Annotated in this window: 18 protein-coding genes; 4 read left to right on the top strand and 14 right to left on the bottom strand. The window is 55.8% G+C overall.

What is annotated here, in order from left to right:
* Positions 1-171: 171 nt before the first annotated feature.
* A complete protein-coding gene (locus JUF21_RS09990) occupies positions 172-1,596 on the bottom strand; it encodes a nicotinate phosphoribosyltransferase (protein WP_374706451.1) in 1,425 nt (474 codons plus the stop codon).
* A gap of 96 nt (positions 1,597-1,692) precedes the next feature.
* On the opposite strand from JUF21_RS09990, the gene JUF21_RS09985 reads away from it, so the two are divergent.
* Complete coding sequence (locus JUF21_RS09985) at positions 1,693-2,643, top strand: bifunctional oligoribonuclease/PAP phosphatase NrnA (RefSeq protein ID WP_203624717.1); 951 nt, start codon at positions 1,693-1,695, stop codon at positions 2,641-2,643.
* Between the two features lie 29 nt (positions 2,644-2,672).
* The gene (locus JUF21_RS09980) at positions 2,673-3,266 is read left to right on the top strand and encodes a histidine phosphatase family protein (protein ID WP_203624726.1); all 594 of its coding nucleotides are present in this window, start codon (positions 2,673-2,675) and stop codon (positions 3,264-3,266) included.
* Between the two features lie 73 nt (positions 3,267-3,339).
* Here the strand turns inward: JUF21_RS09980 and JUF21_RS09975 are convergent, their stop codons facing one another.
* The 8 genes from JUF21_RS09975 to JUF21_RS09940 form a co-directional block, all read right to left on the bottom strand.
* Entirely contained in the window at positions 3,340-4,602 is a 1,263-nt protein-coding gene (locus tag JUF21_RS09975) for an ABC transporter permease (RefSeq protein WP_203624718.1), read from the bottom strand.
* Positions 4,589-5,281, bottom strand: coding sequence for an ABC transporter ATP-binding protein (locus JUF21_RS09970; RefSeq protein WP_203624719.1), 693 nt, complete (start codon positions 5,279-5,281; stop codon positions 4,589-4,591). Before JUF21_RS09970 ends, JUF21_RS09975 begins: the two co-directional genes overlap by 14 nt.
* Before the next feature lie 68 nt (positions 5,282-5,349).
* Positions 5,350-5,496, bottom strand: coding sequence for a hypothetical protein (locus tag JUF21_RS09965; protein ID WP_203624720.1), 147 nt, complete (start codon positions 5,494-5,496; stop codon positions 5,350-5,352).
* A complete protein-coding gene (locus tag JUF21_RS09960) occupies positions 5,486-5,731 on the bottom strand; it encodes a hypothetical protein (protein WP_203624721.1) in 246 nt (81 codons plus the stop codon). The genes JUF21_RS09965 and JUF21_RS09960 overlap by 11 nt, the downstream gene beginning before the upstream one ends.
* Positions 5,732-5,742: 11 nt before the next feature.
* On the bottom strand, positions 5,743-6,543 hold the full coding sequence (locus JUF21_RS09955) for a hypothetical protein (protein ID WP_203624722.1): 801 nt from the start codon (positions 6,541-6,543) through the stop codon (positions 5,743-5,745).
* Positions 6,536-7,243 carry an ABC transporter ATP-binding protein gene (locus JUF21_RS09950; RefSeq protein ID WP_203664363.1) on the bottom strand — a complete coding sequence of 236 codons (708 nt, stop codon included), beginning with the start codon at positions 7,241-7,243 and terminating at the stop codon, positions 6,536-6,538. Before JUF21_RS09950 ends, JUF21_RS09955 begins: the two co-directional genes overlap by 8 nt.
* Positions 7,236-7,616: a GntR family transcriptional regulator gene (locus tag JUF21_RS09945; RefSeq protein WP_203624724.1), complete on the bottom strand. Its 381-nt coding sequence runs from the start codon at positions 7,614-7,616 to the stop codon at positions 7,236-7,238. The genes JUF21_RS09950 and JUF21_RS09945 overlap by 8 nt, the downstream gene beginning before the upstream one ends.
* Positions 7,617-7,983: 367 nt before the next feature.
* Positions 7,984-9,180 carry a hypothetical protein gene (locus JUF21_RS09940; protein WP_203664362.1) on the bottom strand — a complete coding sequence of 399 codons (1,197 nt, stop codon included), beginning with the start codon at positions 9,178-9,180 and terminating at the stop codon, positions 7,984-7,986.
* A gap of 218 nt (positions 9,181-9,398) precedes the next feature.
* Between JUF21_RS09940 and JUF21_RS09935 the strand changes: the two genes are divergently transcribed.
* Positions 9,399-10,808, top strand: a complete 1,410-nt coding sequence (locus JUF21_RS09935; protein WP_203624880.1) for a C69 family dipeptidase — start codon at positions 9,399-9,401, stop codon at positions 10,806-10,808.
* Between the two features lie 215 nt (positions 10,809-11,023).
* Complete coding sequence (locus JUF21_RS09930) at positions 11,024-11,293, top strand: type II toxin-antitoxin system RelB/DinJ family antitoxin (RefSeq protein WP_203664360.1); 270 nt, start codon at positions 11,024-11,026, stop codon at positions 11,291-11,293.
* A gap of 128 nt (positions 11,294-11,421) precedes the next feature.
* Here JUF21_RS09930 and JUF21_RS09925 read toward each other — a convergent pair whose 3' ends face one another.
* From JUF21_RS09925 to JUF21_RS09905, 5 genes are all read right to left on the bottom strand, one after another.
* Positions 11,422-12,852 carry a sialate O-acetylesterase gene (locus JUF21_RS09925; RefSeq protein WP_203664358.1) on the bottom strand — a complete coding sequence of 477 codons (1,431 nt, stop codon included), beginning with the start codon at positions 12,850-12,852 and terminating at the stop codon, positions 11,422-11,424.
* 40 nt (positions 12,853-12,892) lie between these two features.
* Positions 12,893-13,228 (bottom strand): PTS lactose/cellobiose transporter subunit IIA, encoded by a 336-nt coding sequence (locus JUF21_RS09920; protein ID WP_203664356.1) that lies wholly within the window; start codon positions 13,226-13,228, stop codon positions 12,893-12,895.
* A complete protein-coding gene (locus tag JUF21_RS09915; RefSeq protein WP_203664354.1) occupies positions 13,228-14,634 on the bottom strand; it encodes a PTS sugar transporter subunit IIC in 1,407 nt (468 codons plus the stop codon). Before JUF21_RS09915 ends, JUF21_RS09920 begins: the two co-directional genes overlap by 1 nt.
* Positions 14,624-14,941: a PTS sugar transporter subunit IIB gene (locus JUF21_RS09910; protein WP_225419347.1), complete on the bottom strand. Its 318-nt coding sequence runs from the start codon at positions 14,939-14,941 to the stop codon at positions 14,624-14,626. The genes JUF21_RS09915 and JUF21_RS09910 overlap by 11 nt, the downstream gene beginning before the upstream one ends.
* Before the next feature lie 114 nt (positions 14,942-15,055).
* Positions 15,056-15,742, bottom strand: a complete 687-nt coding sequence (locus tag JUF21_RS09905) for a GntR family transcriptional regulator (protein ID WP_203664352.1) — start codon at positions 15,740-15,742, stop codon at positions 15,056-15,058.
* Between the last annotated feature and the right edge of the window lie 173 nt (positions 15,743-15,915).

Here is a 15,915-nt window from a genome sequence, read left to right as displayed (position 1 = left end):
TAGTACTAACAAGAATAGGTCTTCATGGCCTTTTTGGTCTAGTCGTCAGGGTGTTGCACTTGAATTGTAAACTGGGGCCCCCAAACTTTTGCCGCCGGTCCCCCAACCGGCGGCATTTTTTGTGCAAAAGAAAAACTGCAACCAGCTCGGTGTGCAGTTTCTATTTGAAAATTAGTCTTTCTTGGCCTCGTCCACCAGTTGCTGCTGAAGGTCCGCCAGCTTCTGGGTCACGTACACGGTGTAGGTGTCCGGATTGACCAGGCGCTGGGTCTCAATCGGCAGCTCGCTGAGCTTGGCCTTGGCGTAGCGCTGAATTTCAAACACGTCGCTTGGCGCCGGCTGATTCAGCGGTACCCGCGCAGCCAGCGGTTCGGCGTCGAAGGCCTTAAGCACGATACGCTTGGAGGTGAGCAGCGGGTTACTGTTGACCACGGCCAGCGGCGCTTCCAGCTTTTCGTCGGCCAGTGCGATGACATCGGCAAAAGCCTCATGAGTGCCCGGTGTGTACAGGCGGTAGGTCTGCTTGATGCCAGGCAGGGTGGTTTTTTCAATCGACGCTGAAACCTTGATTTTTGGCTTCAGGACACCGTTGGTCCGGGTGGCCGCCAGCTTGTAAACGCCGGACAGGACCGGCGACGACGAGCTGGTGATCATTTTCTCGCCGATGCCGAAGTTGTCCAGCGGCGCGCCTTCACCCAGCAGTGCCGGGATGACATTCTCGTCCAGGGCGTTGCTGGCGGTAATTTTCACGTCTGGGAAGCCGGCGTCGTCGAGCATGCGGCGGGCCGCCTTGGAAAGTCGCGCGATGTCGCCGGAATCGATGCGGATGCCGACCGGTTTATGGCCGGCCGCGCGCAGCTCCTTGAACACCGTGATGGCATTCGGCACGCCGGAATTCAGCACGTCGTAGGTGTCGACCAGCAGCGCCGCGTTGTCCGGGTAGTGCTTGGCCCAGGCGCGAAAAGCGGCCAGCTCACTCGGGTAGGCTTCGACCCAGCTGTGGGCCATGGTGCCGGCCGCCGGAATGCCGAACATTTTGGCCGCGAGCACGTTGGAGGTCGACGCCGCCCCGCCGATGATGGCCGCGCGGGTGCCGTAAATCGCGGAATCTGGCCCCTGCGCCCGGCGCGCGCCGAACTCCATAACTGGCCGGCCCGCCGCGGCAAAGGTGATGCGCCGCGCCTTGGTGGCGATCAGCGACTGGTGGTTCAAAATGTTGAGCAGCACCGTTTCCAGCAGCTGCGCCTGATCCAGCGGCCCTTCGACCGTCATCAAGGGCTCGCGCGGGAACACCGGCGTCCCCTCGGGCACCGCAGACACCGTGCAGTCCAGCTTGAGGTTAGCCAAGTACTGCAAAAAGTCCTCGTCGTACAGCTTCAGGCTCCGCAGGTAGGCAATGTCATCAGGCGAAAAATGAAAATCGCGCAGCACATCGACGGCCTGCGCCAATCCGGCCGCCACCACAAAGCTGCCCTTGTCCGGCACGTCGCGGTAAAAGATGTCAAACACGCCGCGGGTCTGCGGCAGGTCGTGGTGGAAGCCGCCCGCCATGGAAAATTCGTACAAGTCCGTCAGCATTTCTAGATTACGCATGATGATCTCCCTGTCTTGTCAGTAATTAGCTTCAATAATACCACAACGCCGGTACCTTTTTCGCAAGGTAAACGCTAAACTACTCGTAGGAGGCACATCATGCAAGCAACCATCACGCAAATTCTCGCGGCGCTGAAAGCCGCGGACACCATCATCATTCACCGCCACCAAAACCCCGACCCGGACGCGTTCGGCTCCCAGGGCGGCTTGGCGGCCGCTTTGACCGCCGCGTACCCGGAAAAAACCGTCCTCAAGGCGGGTGACCCCGATGCGGGCCTGGCGTGGATCACCACGCCGGATGCCGTGCCGGCTGAAGCCTACGCCAATGCCGTCGTGGTCGTCATCGACACGGCGAACACGCCGCGCATTGCCGGCCCCCATTGGCAGGACGGCAAGCAGCTGATCAAAATCGACCACCACCCGGACCGCGAGTCCTTCGGTGACCTGAGCTTCGTCAACACCGAAGCCTCCAGCTGCTCGGAAATTGTCGCGGACATGATTGCGGCCAGCCCCGACCTGCAGCTCACCAAGCCGGTGGCGGCCATGCTTTACGCCGGCATCATCGGCGACACCGGCCGCTTTTTGTACGACCTGACCACGCCGCACACGCACGAAGTCGCCGCTGACCTCATGCGCACCGGCATCGACGCGCCGGCGATCGGCCGCGCTGAGTCCGACTACTCGCCGGCCATCGCCCATCTTGAGGCGTACGCCCTTGGCAACATGCAGGTCTCCCCGCACGGTGCCGGCAGCCTCTTCGTCACGCAAAAAGTGATCGAAGAGCTCAGACTGCAGCCCGGCGAGGCCCAGGCGGCAGTTTCGACGGTCGGCAAGCTCACCACAGTTTTATCCTGGGTCATGTTCACCGAGCGCGCGGACGGGCAGTGGCGCGTCGAGCTGCGTTCCAAGAACTGGCCGATCAACCACCTCGCAGTCAAGCACGGCGGCGGTGGTCATCCCCTGGCCTCGGGCGCCGTGGCCAAGAACCTCGACGAGTGCCAGCAGATCATTCAGGAGCTCGACGCGCTGAACGCCGAGCAGCAGGCGTAAGTTAACCTTTTGCTAGAACGAAAGGATTAATTATGAAAACTCTCTATCTTATGCGTCACGGCGAGACCTTGTTCAACGTCTACCACCGCATCCAAGGCGCCTCAGATTCCCCGCTGACCGCGCGCGGAATCGCACAAGCTCAGGCGGCCAAGGCTTTTTACGACAAACGCGGCATTCACTTCACCGACGCGGTGTCCTCCACCCAGGAGCGCGCGTCAGACACCTTGGAGCTCATCACCGACCAGCCATACCAACGGCTCAAGGGCATCAAGGAGTGGAACTTCGGCGTGTTTGAGGGCCAAAGTGAAACGCTCAATCCTAAGCATCCCGGCGAGGCCAGCTATGGCACCTTTTTTGCCGAACACGGCTACGGCGGCGAGGCGATGCTGGACGTGCAGAAACGCATGGTGGCCACACTCACTGAGGTCATGCAGCAGTCCAAAGGCGACACCGTCCTGGCGGTCAGCCACGGCGGCGCGATGCACGCGTTCCTGCTGCACTACCTGGCCTGGCCGATGACCGGCTACCAGATTTACACCGGCAACTGCGCGATCCTCGAAATGAGTTTTGACGGCAGCGAATTCCACTTTGTTGCCAGTGACGACCCGCTGCAGGACAACTGATTTGACCGCAAAAATAGCGCCACGACCCGCTGCAAATTGCGGATCGCGGCGCTTTTTGTTCAGCTAGCGAAAATTATTCGTAGCGCAGCGCCGAAATCGGCACCAGTCGAGCCGCGCGGATCGCCGGCAGCGTGCCGGCCAGCACCGCAATCACCGTGATCAAGGCGAGAATGGTCAATGTATTTCCGGCGCTGAATTGAATCAACGTGAAGCCAGACATCCCTTTTAAGAACGAGCTGGTCGCCGCCTTGTTCACAAAGTTGCTGGCCAGCAGCGCCAGGCCGCACCCGCAGCCCGCGCCGAGCAGGCCGATCAAGGCGGCCTCTAAGCTGAACGAGGCAAAAATCTTGCCGCGGCTGAGGCCCAGCGCCTTCATCAGGCCAATTTCGCGCGTGCGGTCGCGGACCGACATGTACAGCGTGTTGATGATCCCAAACGCGGCCGCCAGCAGCGCAATCGCACCAAACAGGGTCAGGCCACCGGTCACGGCGTTAATGGTTTGGTGAATCGACCCCACTTCATCGGCGAAAGTCGAGCTGGCCATCCCCTTTTTCGTCAGCGCCGATTGGATCCGCGAAAGGTTCTTCTTCGTCGGGTGGCTCACCGTGGCCAGCACGGTGTAGTACTGGTTTTTAACACTGCTCGGCAGACCGGTGTTGTTGACGCGGTTGATCGCATCGATGAGGCCTGGGCTGAAGACGACCTGACCGCCATCGACAATGCTGGCGTTGCGGACGCCGACGATTTTGGCCCGAAGCACCTGGCGCCGGTTCGTCGTCTGGTTGGTAGCGGCGATCTGGACGGTGTGGCCCAGTGCCGCCTTGGGGTTCGAGTAGCCCAACGCCTTGACGTAGGCCTTGTTCAAATCGACGGTGTAGGCGCGGCCGCTCGCCTGCAATCCTTGGGCCATGTCCACATGCGTGCCCTGGCCATCGGTGGCGGTGATGGCGTACTTCTGCTTGCTGGCACCTTGAATGTACTCGGCGGTGAAGTTCTTCATCGGTGTGACCTTGGCGACACCTTTCACCTTGGCAATCGTCTGCACCTGCTTGGTCGTCAGCATTTGCGTGCTGGCCGTGCTGCTGACGGCGGGGTCGTATTTCTCCGGCTTATCGCTGGCGCTGCCAGACGGCGTGTTGGCGTAAACCATCAGCTGGTCCTTTTCGCCGACGTTGTCCACCTGCCTACTGATGTACGAGTTGACGCCGACGCGAATGCCCAGAGTCAGCGCAATGGTGAACGCCCCGATCAGCGTGGCCAGCACCGTCAAAATGGTCCGGCTTTTGTTGCGCCACAGGCTTGCCGCGGCCGTCCCAAGTAAATCACGCAATTTCATGGCGCTCGCCTCCCACCAGTTGCCCGTCGCGAATCTGCAGCTGCCGGTCGCACTTGGCCGCCAGGTCCGAATCGTGGGTGACGATGATCAGCGTGATCCCGTGCTCCCGATTCAGCTTGAACAGCAGCTCCTCGATCATCTGCCCGGTCACCGAGTCCAAGTTGCCGGTCGGCTCATCGGCAAAAATGATCTTCGGCTGGTTGACCAGCGCCCGCGCGATGCAGACCCGCTGCTTTTGGCCACCGGATAAGTCCGTGGCCTTGTTTTTCGCCTTGTCGAGTAGGCCGACCTCGCGCAGCGCCGCCTCCCCGCGTTCGCGCCGGGCTTTTCCGGTCACGCCGGCGATTTTCAGCGGCAGCACCACGTTATCATACACGGTGTCCTTGCTGTTGAGAAAAAACTGCTGGAACACGAAGCCGAACGTCGCCGACCGAAGCGCGTTGAGCTGGCGTGTTTTGAGCTGATGCGTATCCTGCCCGTTCAGCACCACCGTGCCTGCAGTCGGCCGATCCAGCAGCGCCAAGAGGTTCAGCAGCGTCGACTTGCCCGAGCCGCTTTTGCCCACGATCGCCAGCGCTTCGCCGGCTTCGATCTCCATGTTCACGTCGTGCAGCGCCGTGAACTGCGCCGCGCCCTTCCCATAAGTGCGCGTTAACTGCTTTGTCGCAATCATTGCCATGTTGCGTCCTCCAATCCCCTGCGGTCCCACGCCGCAATATTTCCTAAAACCGGCCCCACGCCGGCTGCTTACTGCAAACTGCTGGGCTTTCTGAGCGTCGCCGCGTCCTTTTTGCTGATGCGCCACGGGCCTGCGCCCACTACTGGAAGGTGCTTGGTTTTGACCGCATCGGTGCCGCGGTACACGGTGAGCGTGATGCGGCGGTCAGTTTTCACCACTTGCAGCACATAGCGGTACGCGACCTTCGCCCCGGCAGGCAGTTTGGCCTTTTTGGCGGAGCCGAGGCGGCCGGTGATGGCCGACAGTTTTTTTCACCCCAGCAGCCTTTTTGATCGTCGTCACCCGCTGGCCCGCCGCATTGTAAACCTCCGCGTAATCGGCCTGCCGTTTCTGACAACCGGCCAGGAGCAATACCAGGGCTGCAGCCGCCATAATCAGCCATTTTTTCATGCTCAAGCCTTCTATACCGCCGTTGGTGTCTGCTTGGTTTCCACCCAGTGGCTCAGCAGAAAGCAGTTCAGCGCGCCGAGCAGCAGCACCGCCACGGCAAACACGCCAGTGCTGAGCCAAAGATCGGCAAGCACGGTGCCGTGCATCGTCAGTCCAGCGCCGTCAATCGTCATGGACGAATTAAGCGAGGCGCCGGTGATACCGGTCACCTTGATCAGCCAGCCGAGGCCGCTGAAGAACCAGTCAACCAGCTTGAAGGAAATCAGAATGCTGGCAAAAATAATGACGCGCCGGAGCCATTTTTCCTGCATACCCGGCAGAAAGTCAGTGATCACGGTGATCAGCATGTGTTCCAGACTGATCAGCGTCCAAAGCAGCAGGAGCATCACCAGAACCAGGACCAGCACACTGGCCACCATCGTGAAACCAGTGTTCGACCAATTTCCCTTATTTCCAGAAACCAGCACTTCCACAGTCGTGATCGCCGCGATGACGACCCACAGGTAGACGCTGGTCGCGAGGTTCGAAAAAGTGCTGGCGCAGTACAGCTTCCAGTCCGCGATTGGCACCAGCCGCCAGCGGTTTTGCACCCAGACCTGCTCTTGGCTTTGCGCCTGGGCGATGAAGCCGATCATCACGGTAATCAAGCCGAAAAGGGTCGAAAAGCCAAGCACATCGTCTGTCGAAATCCGCCCTAGCAGCCGCATGACCACGAGCACTGCGATCACGCCCAGGTCGATCTCGATCAGCTGCGTGACCTGCCTGGCCCGCTCTTTGGTCATCTGCCGAAATACTTTACTCATGCTAGTCATGCTGCTCACCTCCGTAAAAACTCTCAAAGTAGGCCTCAATGCTTTGGCCCTGGGCGCGAATCGTATCCGCCGCCTCCTGAGCGACCACGGTCTGGTCCTTGATCACGACCACCTGATCCAGCAGCTGGTCGATGTCCGACACGTGGTGGTCGGAGATCAGCAGCGTCGCCTGCTCTGGCGTCCAACGCAGAATGCTGCTGAGCATCGCCTTGCGCGTCATCACATCGATGCCGTCGAACGGTTCATCCAGCAGGTACAGCGCCGCGCGGCGGGACAGCGTCACCGCCAGCTGCAATTTGCGCTGATTACCTTTGGACAGGCGCTTGATGCGTTGCTTTTGGTCCAGGGCCAGCAGTTCGGCCAGCTGCAGGAAGTCCGCCGTGCGAAAATCCGGGAACAGCGCCGTCATCACGTCGGCCACCTGACCCACGCGCCAGTTCGGGTTGAACCCGGCCATTTGCGCGGAAAAGCTGACTTGTCCCTTGCGCTGCGGCGCCTTAGTGACGCCGCCCACTTCGATCGTGCCGCGGAAGTTGATCGCGCTGCCGGCGATCAGCCGCATCAGCGTCGTTTTCCCTGCGCCGTTGGCCCCCAGCAGGCCGACGATTTGGCCGGTCGGCAGCGTCAAATTGACGTCTTTTAAAATCTGCTTCTGGTTCCGTCGATAACTCAATCCCTGAATCGCCAATGCCTCAGTCATGCGATTCACCACCCTTTCGCTCCTTGATGTACTCCTCCAGTGCCGCGACCATTTCCGCGGGCGCCATCCCCAAAGCGGCCAGATGATCGTAGGTGCCGGCCAGCTCGCCTTGGATCACGCGCTTTTTCATCTGGGCCAAGACCTGCGTGTCCGTCGTGACAAAGTTGCCCTTGCCGCGCTCGGACACCAGGATGCCTTCGCGAATCAGCTCCGTCAGCGCCCGCTGGATCGTGTTGACGTTGACCGTCAGCGTGAGCGCCAACTGCCGCACCGCTGGGACCTGCGCGCCTGGCACCAGGTTGCCGACGATGATCTCGCGGTCGATGTACTGCTCGATTTGAAAATAAATCGGGACTTTATCGTCGAACTCCATGCCGCGCCTCCTCACTAGTGTTCTAGTTAGCTATTACACTGGTACTATACTGCCTCACTCAGAAATGTGCAAGCAATATCGCAAAAATTTCTTATCCACCCGGACAGTTGAGCCTCGGCACCCAGGTCACAATCATCGCTCCGGCGCCAAAGTCTGATGACGACTAAGCGACTGCCATGATCTGTCGAAATCGCAAAACCGCACTCACTAAGAAAACTGTGAAATTTGGCTCACCACGTTTGGCGAAATTTTTCCTTATTTAAACCATTGGGCCTGTCGCAAATTCTGTCAGGCATTTATTTTAAGTCGTTAAACAATCAAAAAGGCCCCAATAAGGGCCTTGCAAAATCCTAATTCACCTTGAAACTTAGTACCGCCGGTATGCCCCGATACGAGCATCAGCTTGCGCTAATAACCCGGTTTGGACCGCGGATAATTCCGTTTGAACCCTGCCCCAGTAATTGATTGCGTTCGTCATGTGATTGACTTCATCGGCAACCTCATTGATTGCGTCGACTGCGTCTTCAATCGCATTGGTGATCTGGTCCCGGGCCTGATCGATTGAGTCAATGACCGCCGTAGTAGCGGAGTGAATCTCGGCAATCAGGCTCTCTTTGAGGTCATTCATCTGTTCGCTCTGGTCCACCAGCGTTGTCGCGGTCTGCCAGTCCGCTGCCCGGCCATTCCAAAACTGCAGGTAGACGCGGAATAAGTGCTGCATATTCTGTGTGTCGTCAGGCGGGAAGAATCCGACATGCGCATTAACCGTGACGATGTACTGCTGCAATTGCGCATTCGTCTTGACCAAAGTCTCTTGCATTGCTTCAACATACTCACCGCGATATGCGGTGATGGCATCTGGATATTTAAATTCTTTTTCAAGTAGCGCTTCATCATTACGGTTATTCGCCCGCCGGTATTCCTCGTCGGCTTTGAGAATGTCTGTCCTGACTTTACGAATCCGCCAGTTATGATAATTTGACCAGGGCTGTGAGAAATGAAAGCCAAATTTAGCCATAAGATACAACACAACAAAGATAGGAATCATCACCGCCGAAAGCAGAGAGAACAATACTAATACAACCGAAATCAAAACGTTTGGGGCATAGGTCACACTTAACCCGGCACCCACACACAGCCCCCAGGCAATAAAAGTGCCCCAAAAAGCCGTTCTCGTGTTGTGATAATCAATTTTCTGCTCTCTTGGATACCCATTCGGATGCGCTTTAAAATATGCTGCCTCATGCGGGTGCTGGTTCAAATAGACGTAACGTTTCAATTGTTTCTTCTGTTCAGCTAAGGCGCTATTGAAGTGGTCCGTCTCACTGCGGGTCTGCTGTTCAAGTTGGCGTTGAAGATCCTCCATCCCTAACTTCGCGGCAATTAATTGGCGCAGATGATTAATGATACTGTCCAATGACATTTGCTGAAGCTGCTTAATATGTGCAACATCCCACGCATAACTCGGAATATTCCAATCGCGTGCTTGATCAAACTGCTGCGCCTTCTGGTAAATCGCCTGGACCTCTGCATTCGTATGTGCCACTGCAACTTCTTCACCCATTGATACCGCCTCCTGAAAGCCAAAGACTAAACTCCTTGGCCAAATAATTGAGATACACGCTAATTATATTCATCGGTGCGACACATTATGTCGTAAAGAGCCAAATCGTCAAAGTCATTGAACTGTAACATTTCAAGAGACCTTTCACGGGCTTTTCGCATTTTCCCCACCGAAAGCCTACAATAAAGAGGCAAACTTTTGAGAAAGAGATGATCCTTTTGACGAAACGCTACAAAGGCTCCTGCACGACCATTCTGGTCGGCAAGAAAGCCAGCATTGATGGCTCGACCATGATCGCCCGCAACGAGGACGGCGCCGAGGCGCTGAACCCCGAGAAGTTCGTTTACGTGAAACCGGAAGACCAGCCGCGCCACTACCAGGCTGTGCTTTCCAAGTTCCACGTCGAGCTGCCGGACAACCCGCTCGGCTACACCTCCACCCCTGACGCGGTGGACGGCCACGGCATCTGGGCCGCCGCCGGCATCAACAGCGACAACGTGGCCATGACCGCCACCGAAACCATCACGACCAACTCCCGCGCTTTGGGCGTTGACCCGATGAATCCGGATGGCCTTGGCGAAGAAGACATCACCGCCATCGTGCTGCCGTACATCCACAGCGCCCGCGAAGGCGTGCAGCGCCTGGGCAAGCTGCTCGAGCAGTACGGGACCTACGAAACCAACGGTATCTGCTTCTCCGACAAGGACGAATGCTGGTACTTCGACAGCATCGCGGGCCATCACTGGGCCGCGGTTCGCATCCCCGACGACGCGTATGTCATCGCACCAAACCGCTTCAACATCGACCATTTTGACTTCGACTCCGACGACACCCTGTGCGCGCCGGACCTGAAGCAGCTCGTCGACGACAACCACCTGAACCCGGATCCTGAAGGCTACAACCTGCGCCACATCTTCGGCTCCTCAACCGTCAAGGACACGCGCTACAACAACCCGCGTGCCTGGTATGGCCAGAAGTACTTCAACCCGGAAATCGAGCAGAGCCCAATCGACCAGGACCTGCCGTTCATCTGCCGCACGGACAAGAAAATCTCCGTCGAAGACGTCAAGTTTGTGCTGAGCTCCCACTACGAAAACACTGACTTTGACCCTTACGGCACCACCAACACTGAGGGTCAAAAGAAGCTGTACCGGCCAATCGGCATCAATCGCAACCAGGAGCTGCACATTCTGCAGATCCGCAACGATGTGCCAAAGGAAATCGCGGGTATTCACTGGCTGGCATACGGCCCGAACACGTTCAACGCGGTCGTGCCATTTTATGCCAACGTCAACGACACCCCGGCCCAGTACAAGAACACCGGCGCCCACTACACGCAAGGCAGTCAGTACTGGCTGTCGTACCTGCTGGCGACGTTTGGCGACTACGACTTCCACCTGTTTGAGGACTTCGAGAACATTTTCGAGCAAAACACGGTGGGCGAATGCCGTCACATCCAGCTGGAAACCGACAAGGTCGCACTGGACAAGCCGGACACCACCGCTTACCTCACCGAGGTCAACGCCAAGCTCGCCGACGTCTCGTTCAACAACTCCAACAAGCTGCTGGGCCAGATGATCGAGCTCGCCGCCCCGCGGATGAAGCTGCAGTTTACGTTGCACGACTAAAAGTCAGAAATGCACAAAAGAAGGTCTGGACACTCAAAACACGAGTGTTCAGGCCTTCTTTTTTTCGTCATCTATTCATAATCCTGACCACAGTGCAACTATGCCGGATAAGTATTTCCTCATGCCAAATTGCTTGACACACTCACTGAATCACCAACAACTTGGTATAATTAGCAAGCCAGAAACTGACCAAATAACGAATGGAGGACTCGCAAATGGCCACCAAAAAGAAAGAGGTTCAGCTCAACATCCGCATCGACTCTGCACTGAAGACTGCTGGTCAGAAAGTTGCCAAAGAGTTGGGGATTGACCTAAACACTGCCGTCAATTTGTTTATCGCCGCCATGGTCAGAGCGCATCAGCTGCCTTTTGGACCCTCAACTCTTCCAAGTGAAACCCTAGAGGCGCTCCACGAATCAGACCATTCCCAAGAATATAAGACTTATGACAATGCTGACGACATGTGGCGTGATTTGAACGTGTAATCCATGAGAATCATGTTTTCGCGCACACAGACTAGTCCTAAAACTGCACTAAACCAAAAAAGAAGCCCAGACTACAGGCTTCTCCTTAACTGCCGAACTAGATTGCAAATCCCCAGCGCCAGTTACGGTTACTCGCTCACACTTAGCAAGAATGGACTTAGGGGGTAACCATCCTCGTTAAAGAATGATGGGATCGGTGCATTACGGTATGCATAGCGCAGCTTTTCAACGTGCGCTGGCTCAGAAATAATCAGCTGATTGCCGGCCACTTTCACCTTCATCGGCTGCCAGCGACCATTCACCAACCCCTCAATCGGTGTTTCACCTTGCACCACCAGCTGAGTCGCCGGCTCGACCGTCAAGACGACCGCGTCCCCCACGCGCTTGCAACTGGTCACGCTCGGCGTTTGCCCCTGACTGAGGATCAAACTGCCAAGGCGCTGGCCGGCCGTACGCTTGTGGACAGGATGGATATTATGCTGCTCACCGGTATCGACGAGGGAGACAAGGTGAACGTCTTCCAGCCGCTGACTGGTGTGCCACTGCGCCTGACGAATCTGCGCCCACGCGTGATGCGGTTCATCTTGATACTGCGGCAGCTGAATAAGATAGACTGGCAAACTGCTCTGCTGAAAAGTCGTGCGCCACTGGATAATTAGCCGTGGCAGCAGCTTTTCGTAAAGCGCCGCATGGTCAGCGTCGTTTTCACCCTGGTACCACACCATCGCTTTGACGGTATAAGGCGCCGTCTTCTCGACCATCGTGTGAAACAGTCCGTTCGGCCGCAGGTAGCTTTCCGGCCGCATTGGCGGGGGCCAAGGCGTGTGACCGACGTGCAACTTCACTTGCTCCTGACTGAGCTCTGGGTGCGCCTGCATATACGCCGCCTTTTTGGCGTTGTACGCCTCGAGGATGGTGTTGTAATCGGCATCCGCACGATCGAAGTCAGCGACGCTCTTTCCATCCACAGCTTGGTGGTAAGGCTCGAGATAACCCGCGGCCAGCGCCGGATCAGCGGCTAATGTGGCCTCTGCCATCCAGCTTGATGCACTAGTGCCGCCCTTGAAGCATTCCAGCATCCCCAGCGGAATATCTGGGTTCGCATGCGCAATTTTATTCAAAGCGTAATACCCGACGGCAGACACATCGCCAAGATTATCCTTCGTCAAAGACTGCCAGCTGGGGGTCGCAACTTCCCCCCAACCAAAGGTGAGCGACTTTTCATACTCGATTTGCGGGGTGTAGTAGACATGGATGTTGGTCGCAGAGAAATTGGCTTTCTCCGTGTCAAACTCCGCGTCGTCCTGCAGCTTGTACTCAATATTCGATTGGCCAGCCAGCAGAAATACATCGCCGAACTGCACGTCTTCAGTCGTCGAAGTTTGGCCGGCCGTGATCGTTAACTGAGTCTTCAACCGATACGGAAAGCTGCCAAAGCCAACTTGCCACTTGCCAGTCTCCGGAACCACGGTGTCACGCTTCTGTCCGCCCAGTGAAACACGGACAAGTGCCCCACTTGGACCCCAGCCAAAGACTGACACTGGTTTAGCTGCTTGCAAAACTGCGCCCCCAGTAAACACTGGCGCTAAAATGACGTGATCAAGCATTGAGTTTCGCCTCGAGTGCTTTGATTTTTTTCGCCTGAGCTAAGTGCTCGGTGGCAACCGTCATCATGATATCTGCGGCAATGAAGTGGTCCTGTGAATGGATCAGCAGCAGAGACTTCTCTACGACTTCACCGCCCATTTCAGCAGACATCCACTGGGTTTGAATGTTGTGCGCATCGTGAAGATCTTTTTTCGCCTTGGCCAAGAGCTCGTCGGCCTCGTCAAACTTTTCCTCGTCAGCGGATTGCATGGCCCTTACGACTTCAGAGCGGGCGTTGCCGGCGATTGCAATCAGCTGCATCGCACGCTTTAACTGTTTCTCATCCATTAAGCTTCAGATCCTTTAGCACTATCTTCTAAAGCTGCTTTGTCTTCCTTTTCCTGTTGCTTCTGCGCATTGATCCGGTTGGAGACCTGAACGAATGGAATCCAAATCAAGGTTGCGACAGCAAGGTTAATCAGCTGGACAATGGCCCCGTTAATTGACCCGGAGAACAGCAAGCCGGAAAGAATCGGCGGCACGGTCCAAGGAACATTGTTCATGATGACCCCAATGAACCCAATCTTAGTGAAGAACACAGCAAGGTAGAAGCAAAGTGGCTGCACAATGATGAATGGGATCGCGTAGATCGGGTTCAAAACAATTGGCAGGCCGAAGGTGATTGGCTCGGAAATGTTGAAAATCGCTGGCATTAAGGCAATCTTACCAATCTTCTTATCAGAGGCCTGACGCGACGCAATGAGGATCGCGAGGACTGGTGCCAAGGCAAACGTCCCAGCAGCAATGGTCGAGAAGTTCATGAACATGGTGGAGTACAGGTGGTGTGCCTGGCCCAACATGTTTTGCGTATCGTTAATGTTCCAGGTCAAACCGAAGATCGGGCCCCAAATGGAAGTTGGGTGAATCCCAAACCACTGAAGCAAAGACCACGTAAACTGCGAAACAAAGGCAAACGCACCAGTGCCGGCAACGGCCATCGCTGGCTTTTGCAGCAGTGACAGCAGCAGATCCGGAATCGATTTGCCAGTCAGCGTGTTGGACAGGCCCGTGACGCAGACGAAGAATAGCATCGTGACCAGGCCTGGAATCAATGATTCAAAGCTGCGGGCAACAGCCGGTGGCACAGAGTCTGGCATTTTGATGGTAATGTTCCGCTTTAAAATCTCGTTGTAGATCACAACCGCCAAACCGGAAATGACCAGTGCGGCAAAGACCCCTTGAGTCCCAAGGTACGTTGAATTGATGGCGTTGGTGACGTCAACAGTGCTCTTACCGTTGACGTACTTGAATGTCCAAGGTAAGCAGATGAAGAACGCACCGACCGCGTAAATGACGGAGGTCATGTGCTCTTTGTTGTTACGATAGAACTTGCGGGACAGGATGTAAGCAAAGACGATGACCAGCAGCAGCGCCATGAGGTTCAAAGACCCATTGGCAATTAAGCTGATCAGGCCTTGGGTGGACAGCAGGCCGTTGTACAAGCCCGACTTGCTCCAAGCACCCCAGGAGCCAGCGATCACTTTACCTAACTGCAGGCCCTGCTTGCCGAAAATCAACCCGTTTAAAGGATCGACAAAAACCGACGAAATCATTGTCGCAAACCCAGCAATCATTGTGGTTGAGGCCACAAGAATGAATGAGTCACGAAGCGTTAGCAGCAGTTTATTCGCCGCAATTTTCCCAGCAGTCTTCGTAAAGCCTGCCTGGAATCGCGTCCATGCACTAGCCTTCATTGCTTGTCACCCCTTCGTTATCAAGCTTGTCGACGATGACCTTGCCATCCATCTGACCAAACTCTTGCATTGTCAGCGGCACAACTTTTGCTTTAGGATGCTGCTGCTTGACCTGGTCAGCCGCCCAGTTAATCTGCGGTGCGATGATGATCACGTCTAGATCGTCCCCAATTTCGTCGATCATGGACAAATCGGATGCGGTGACCTTGACATCGCGTTGGGCTGCGTCGTAAACCTTTTGCATCTTCGAACCAATCAGGCTAGTCGACATCCCGCCGGAACAAAAGAGTCCAACACGTAAAGTCATAATAATTCCTCCTTGAAACTGAATTTGAAACCCCTTACACGGATTAATATAGATTCGTTGTCGTGAATAGTCAATACCCTTTTTAGTTGTTATGACCTTTTGTTCGAAAAAATTTTACAGCAGCGTCTCTTGCAGTGAATACCGGCTGGTGACAATTTCGGTTTTGCCGTACTCGAATTTTTTGCCCTGCGCTAAGTAAGATTCCTGAATCACTTCCAGCAGCGGGGTGCCGGTCTTGACTGACAGGGCTTTAGCGACATCCGCATCAGCCAGCGCAACGGCAAAAGAGCGGCGTGATGACTCTAAAGTCAAGTCCAGATCGTTTTGCAGAAAATCGTAAATGGATCCTTTTAGCACGTCCAGCCGCATCCCTTGGATCACCTTAACGGGCATCCACAGGCGGTTGTAGCCGACCGGTTTACCGTCCAACATGTAGCGCCGTTTAATATCGTAGACAAAGTCATAATCATTGACGGCTAGGCGTTTCTTGATCTCCGGAGTGGCCTTGGTGACCGCAAAATCCAGCACGTCGATTGAAACCGTCGCCGGGTCAATCAAATCAAAACTGCCCGGCTCCTCCTCGATTTCCTTATCACTCTTCACAAACGTCCCCGCGCCTTGAACCCGATTGATCAGGCCGGCCGACTGAAGCTCATCCAGGGCGCGTCGAACTGTAATTCGACTGGCGTTGTAGGCCTTCGCCAGGGCTTCCTCCTGGGGCAGCTGTTCCCCCACCTCATAGTCGTGATTCATAATTTTCTGGCGCAGCGTTTCCGCAATCAATTCATACTTCGTCTTCATGAAATTGGATACTCCCTTATCTCAGTGACTCATGTATACGGTGTCATCATGACGCATTTTAACACGATTCTGGCGATTTCTCTCATCAAATCATAAATTGTTATAACAACTCTTCAAATGAGGTATGCCATCGAACATCGCGCAGCCAAAAACGCGGGCACCACTTGTGGCCC

Source organism: Lacticaseibacillus sp. 53-4, from assembly GCF_016861805.1.
Lineage (GTDB): Bacteria > Bacillota > Bacilli > Lactobacillales > Lactobacillaceae > Lacticaseibacillus.
Note: the sequence above shows the minus strand (reverse complement) of the source record. Positions and strands in the feature narration are given on the sequence as shown.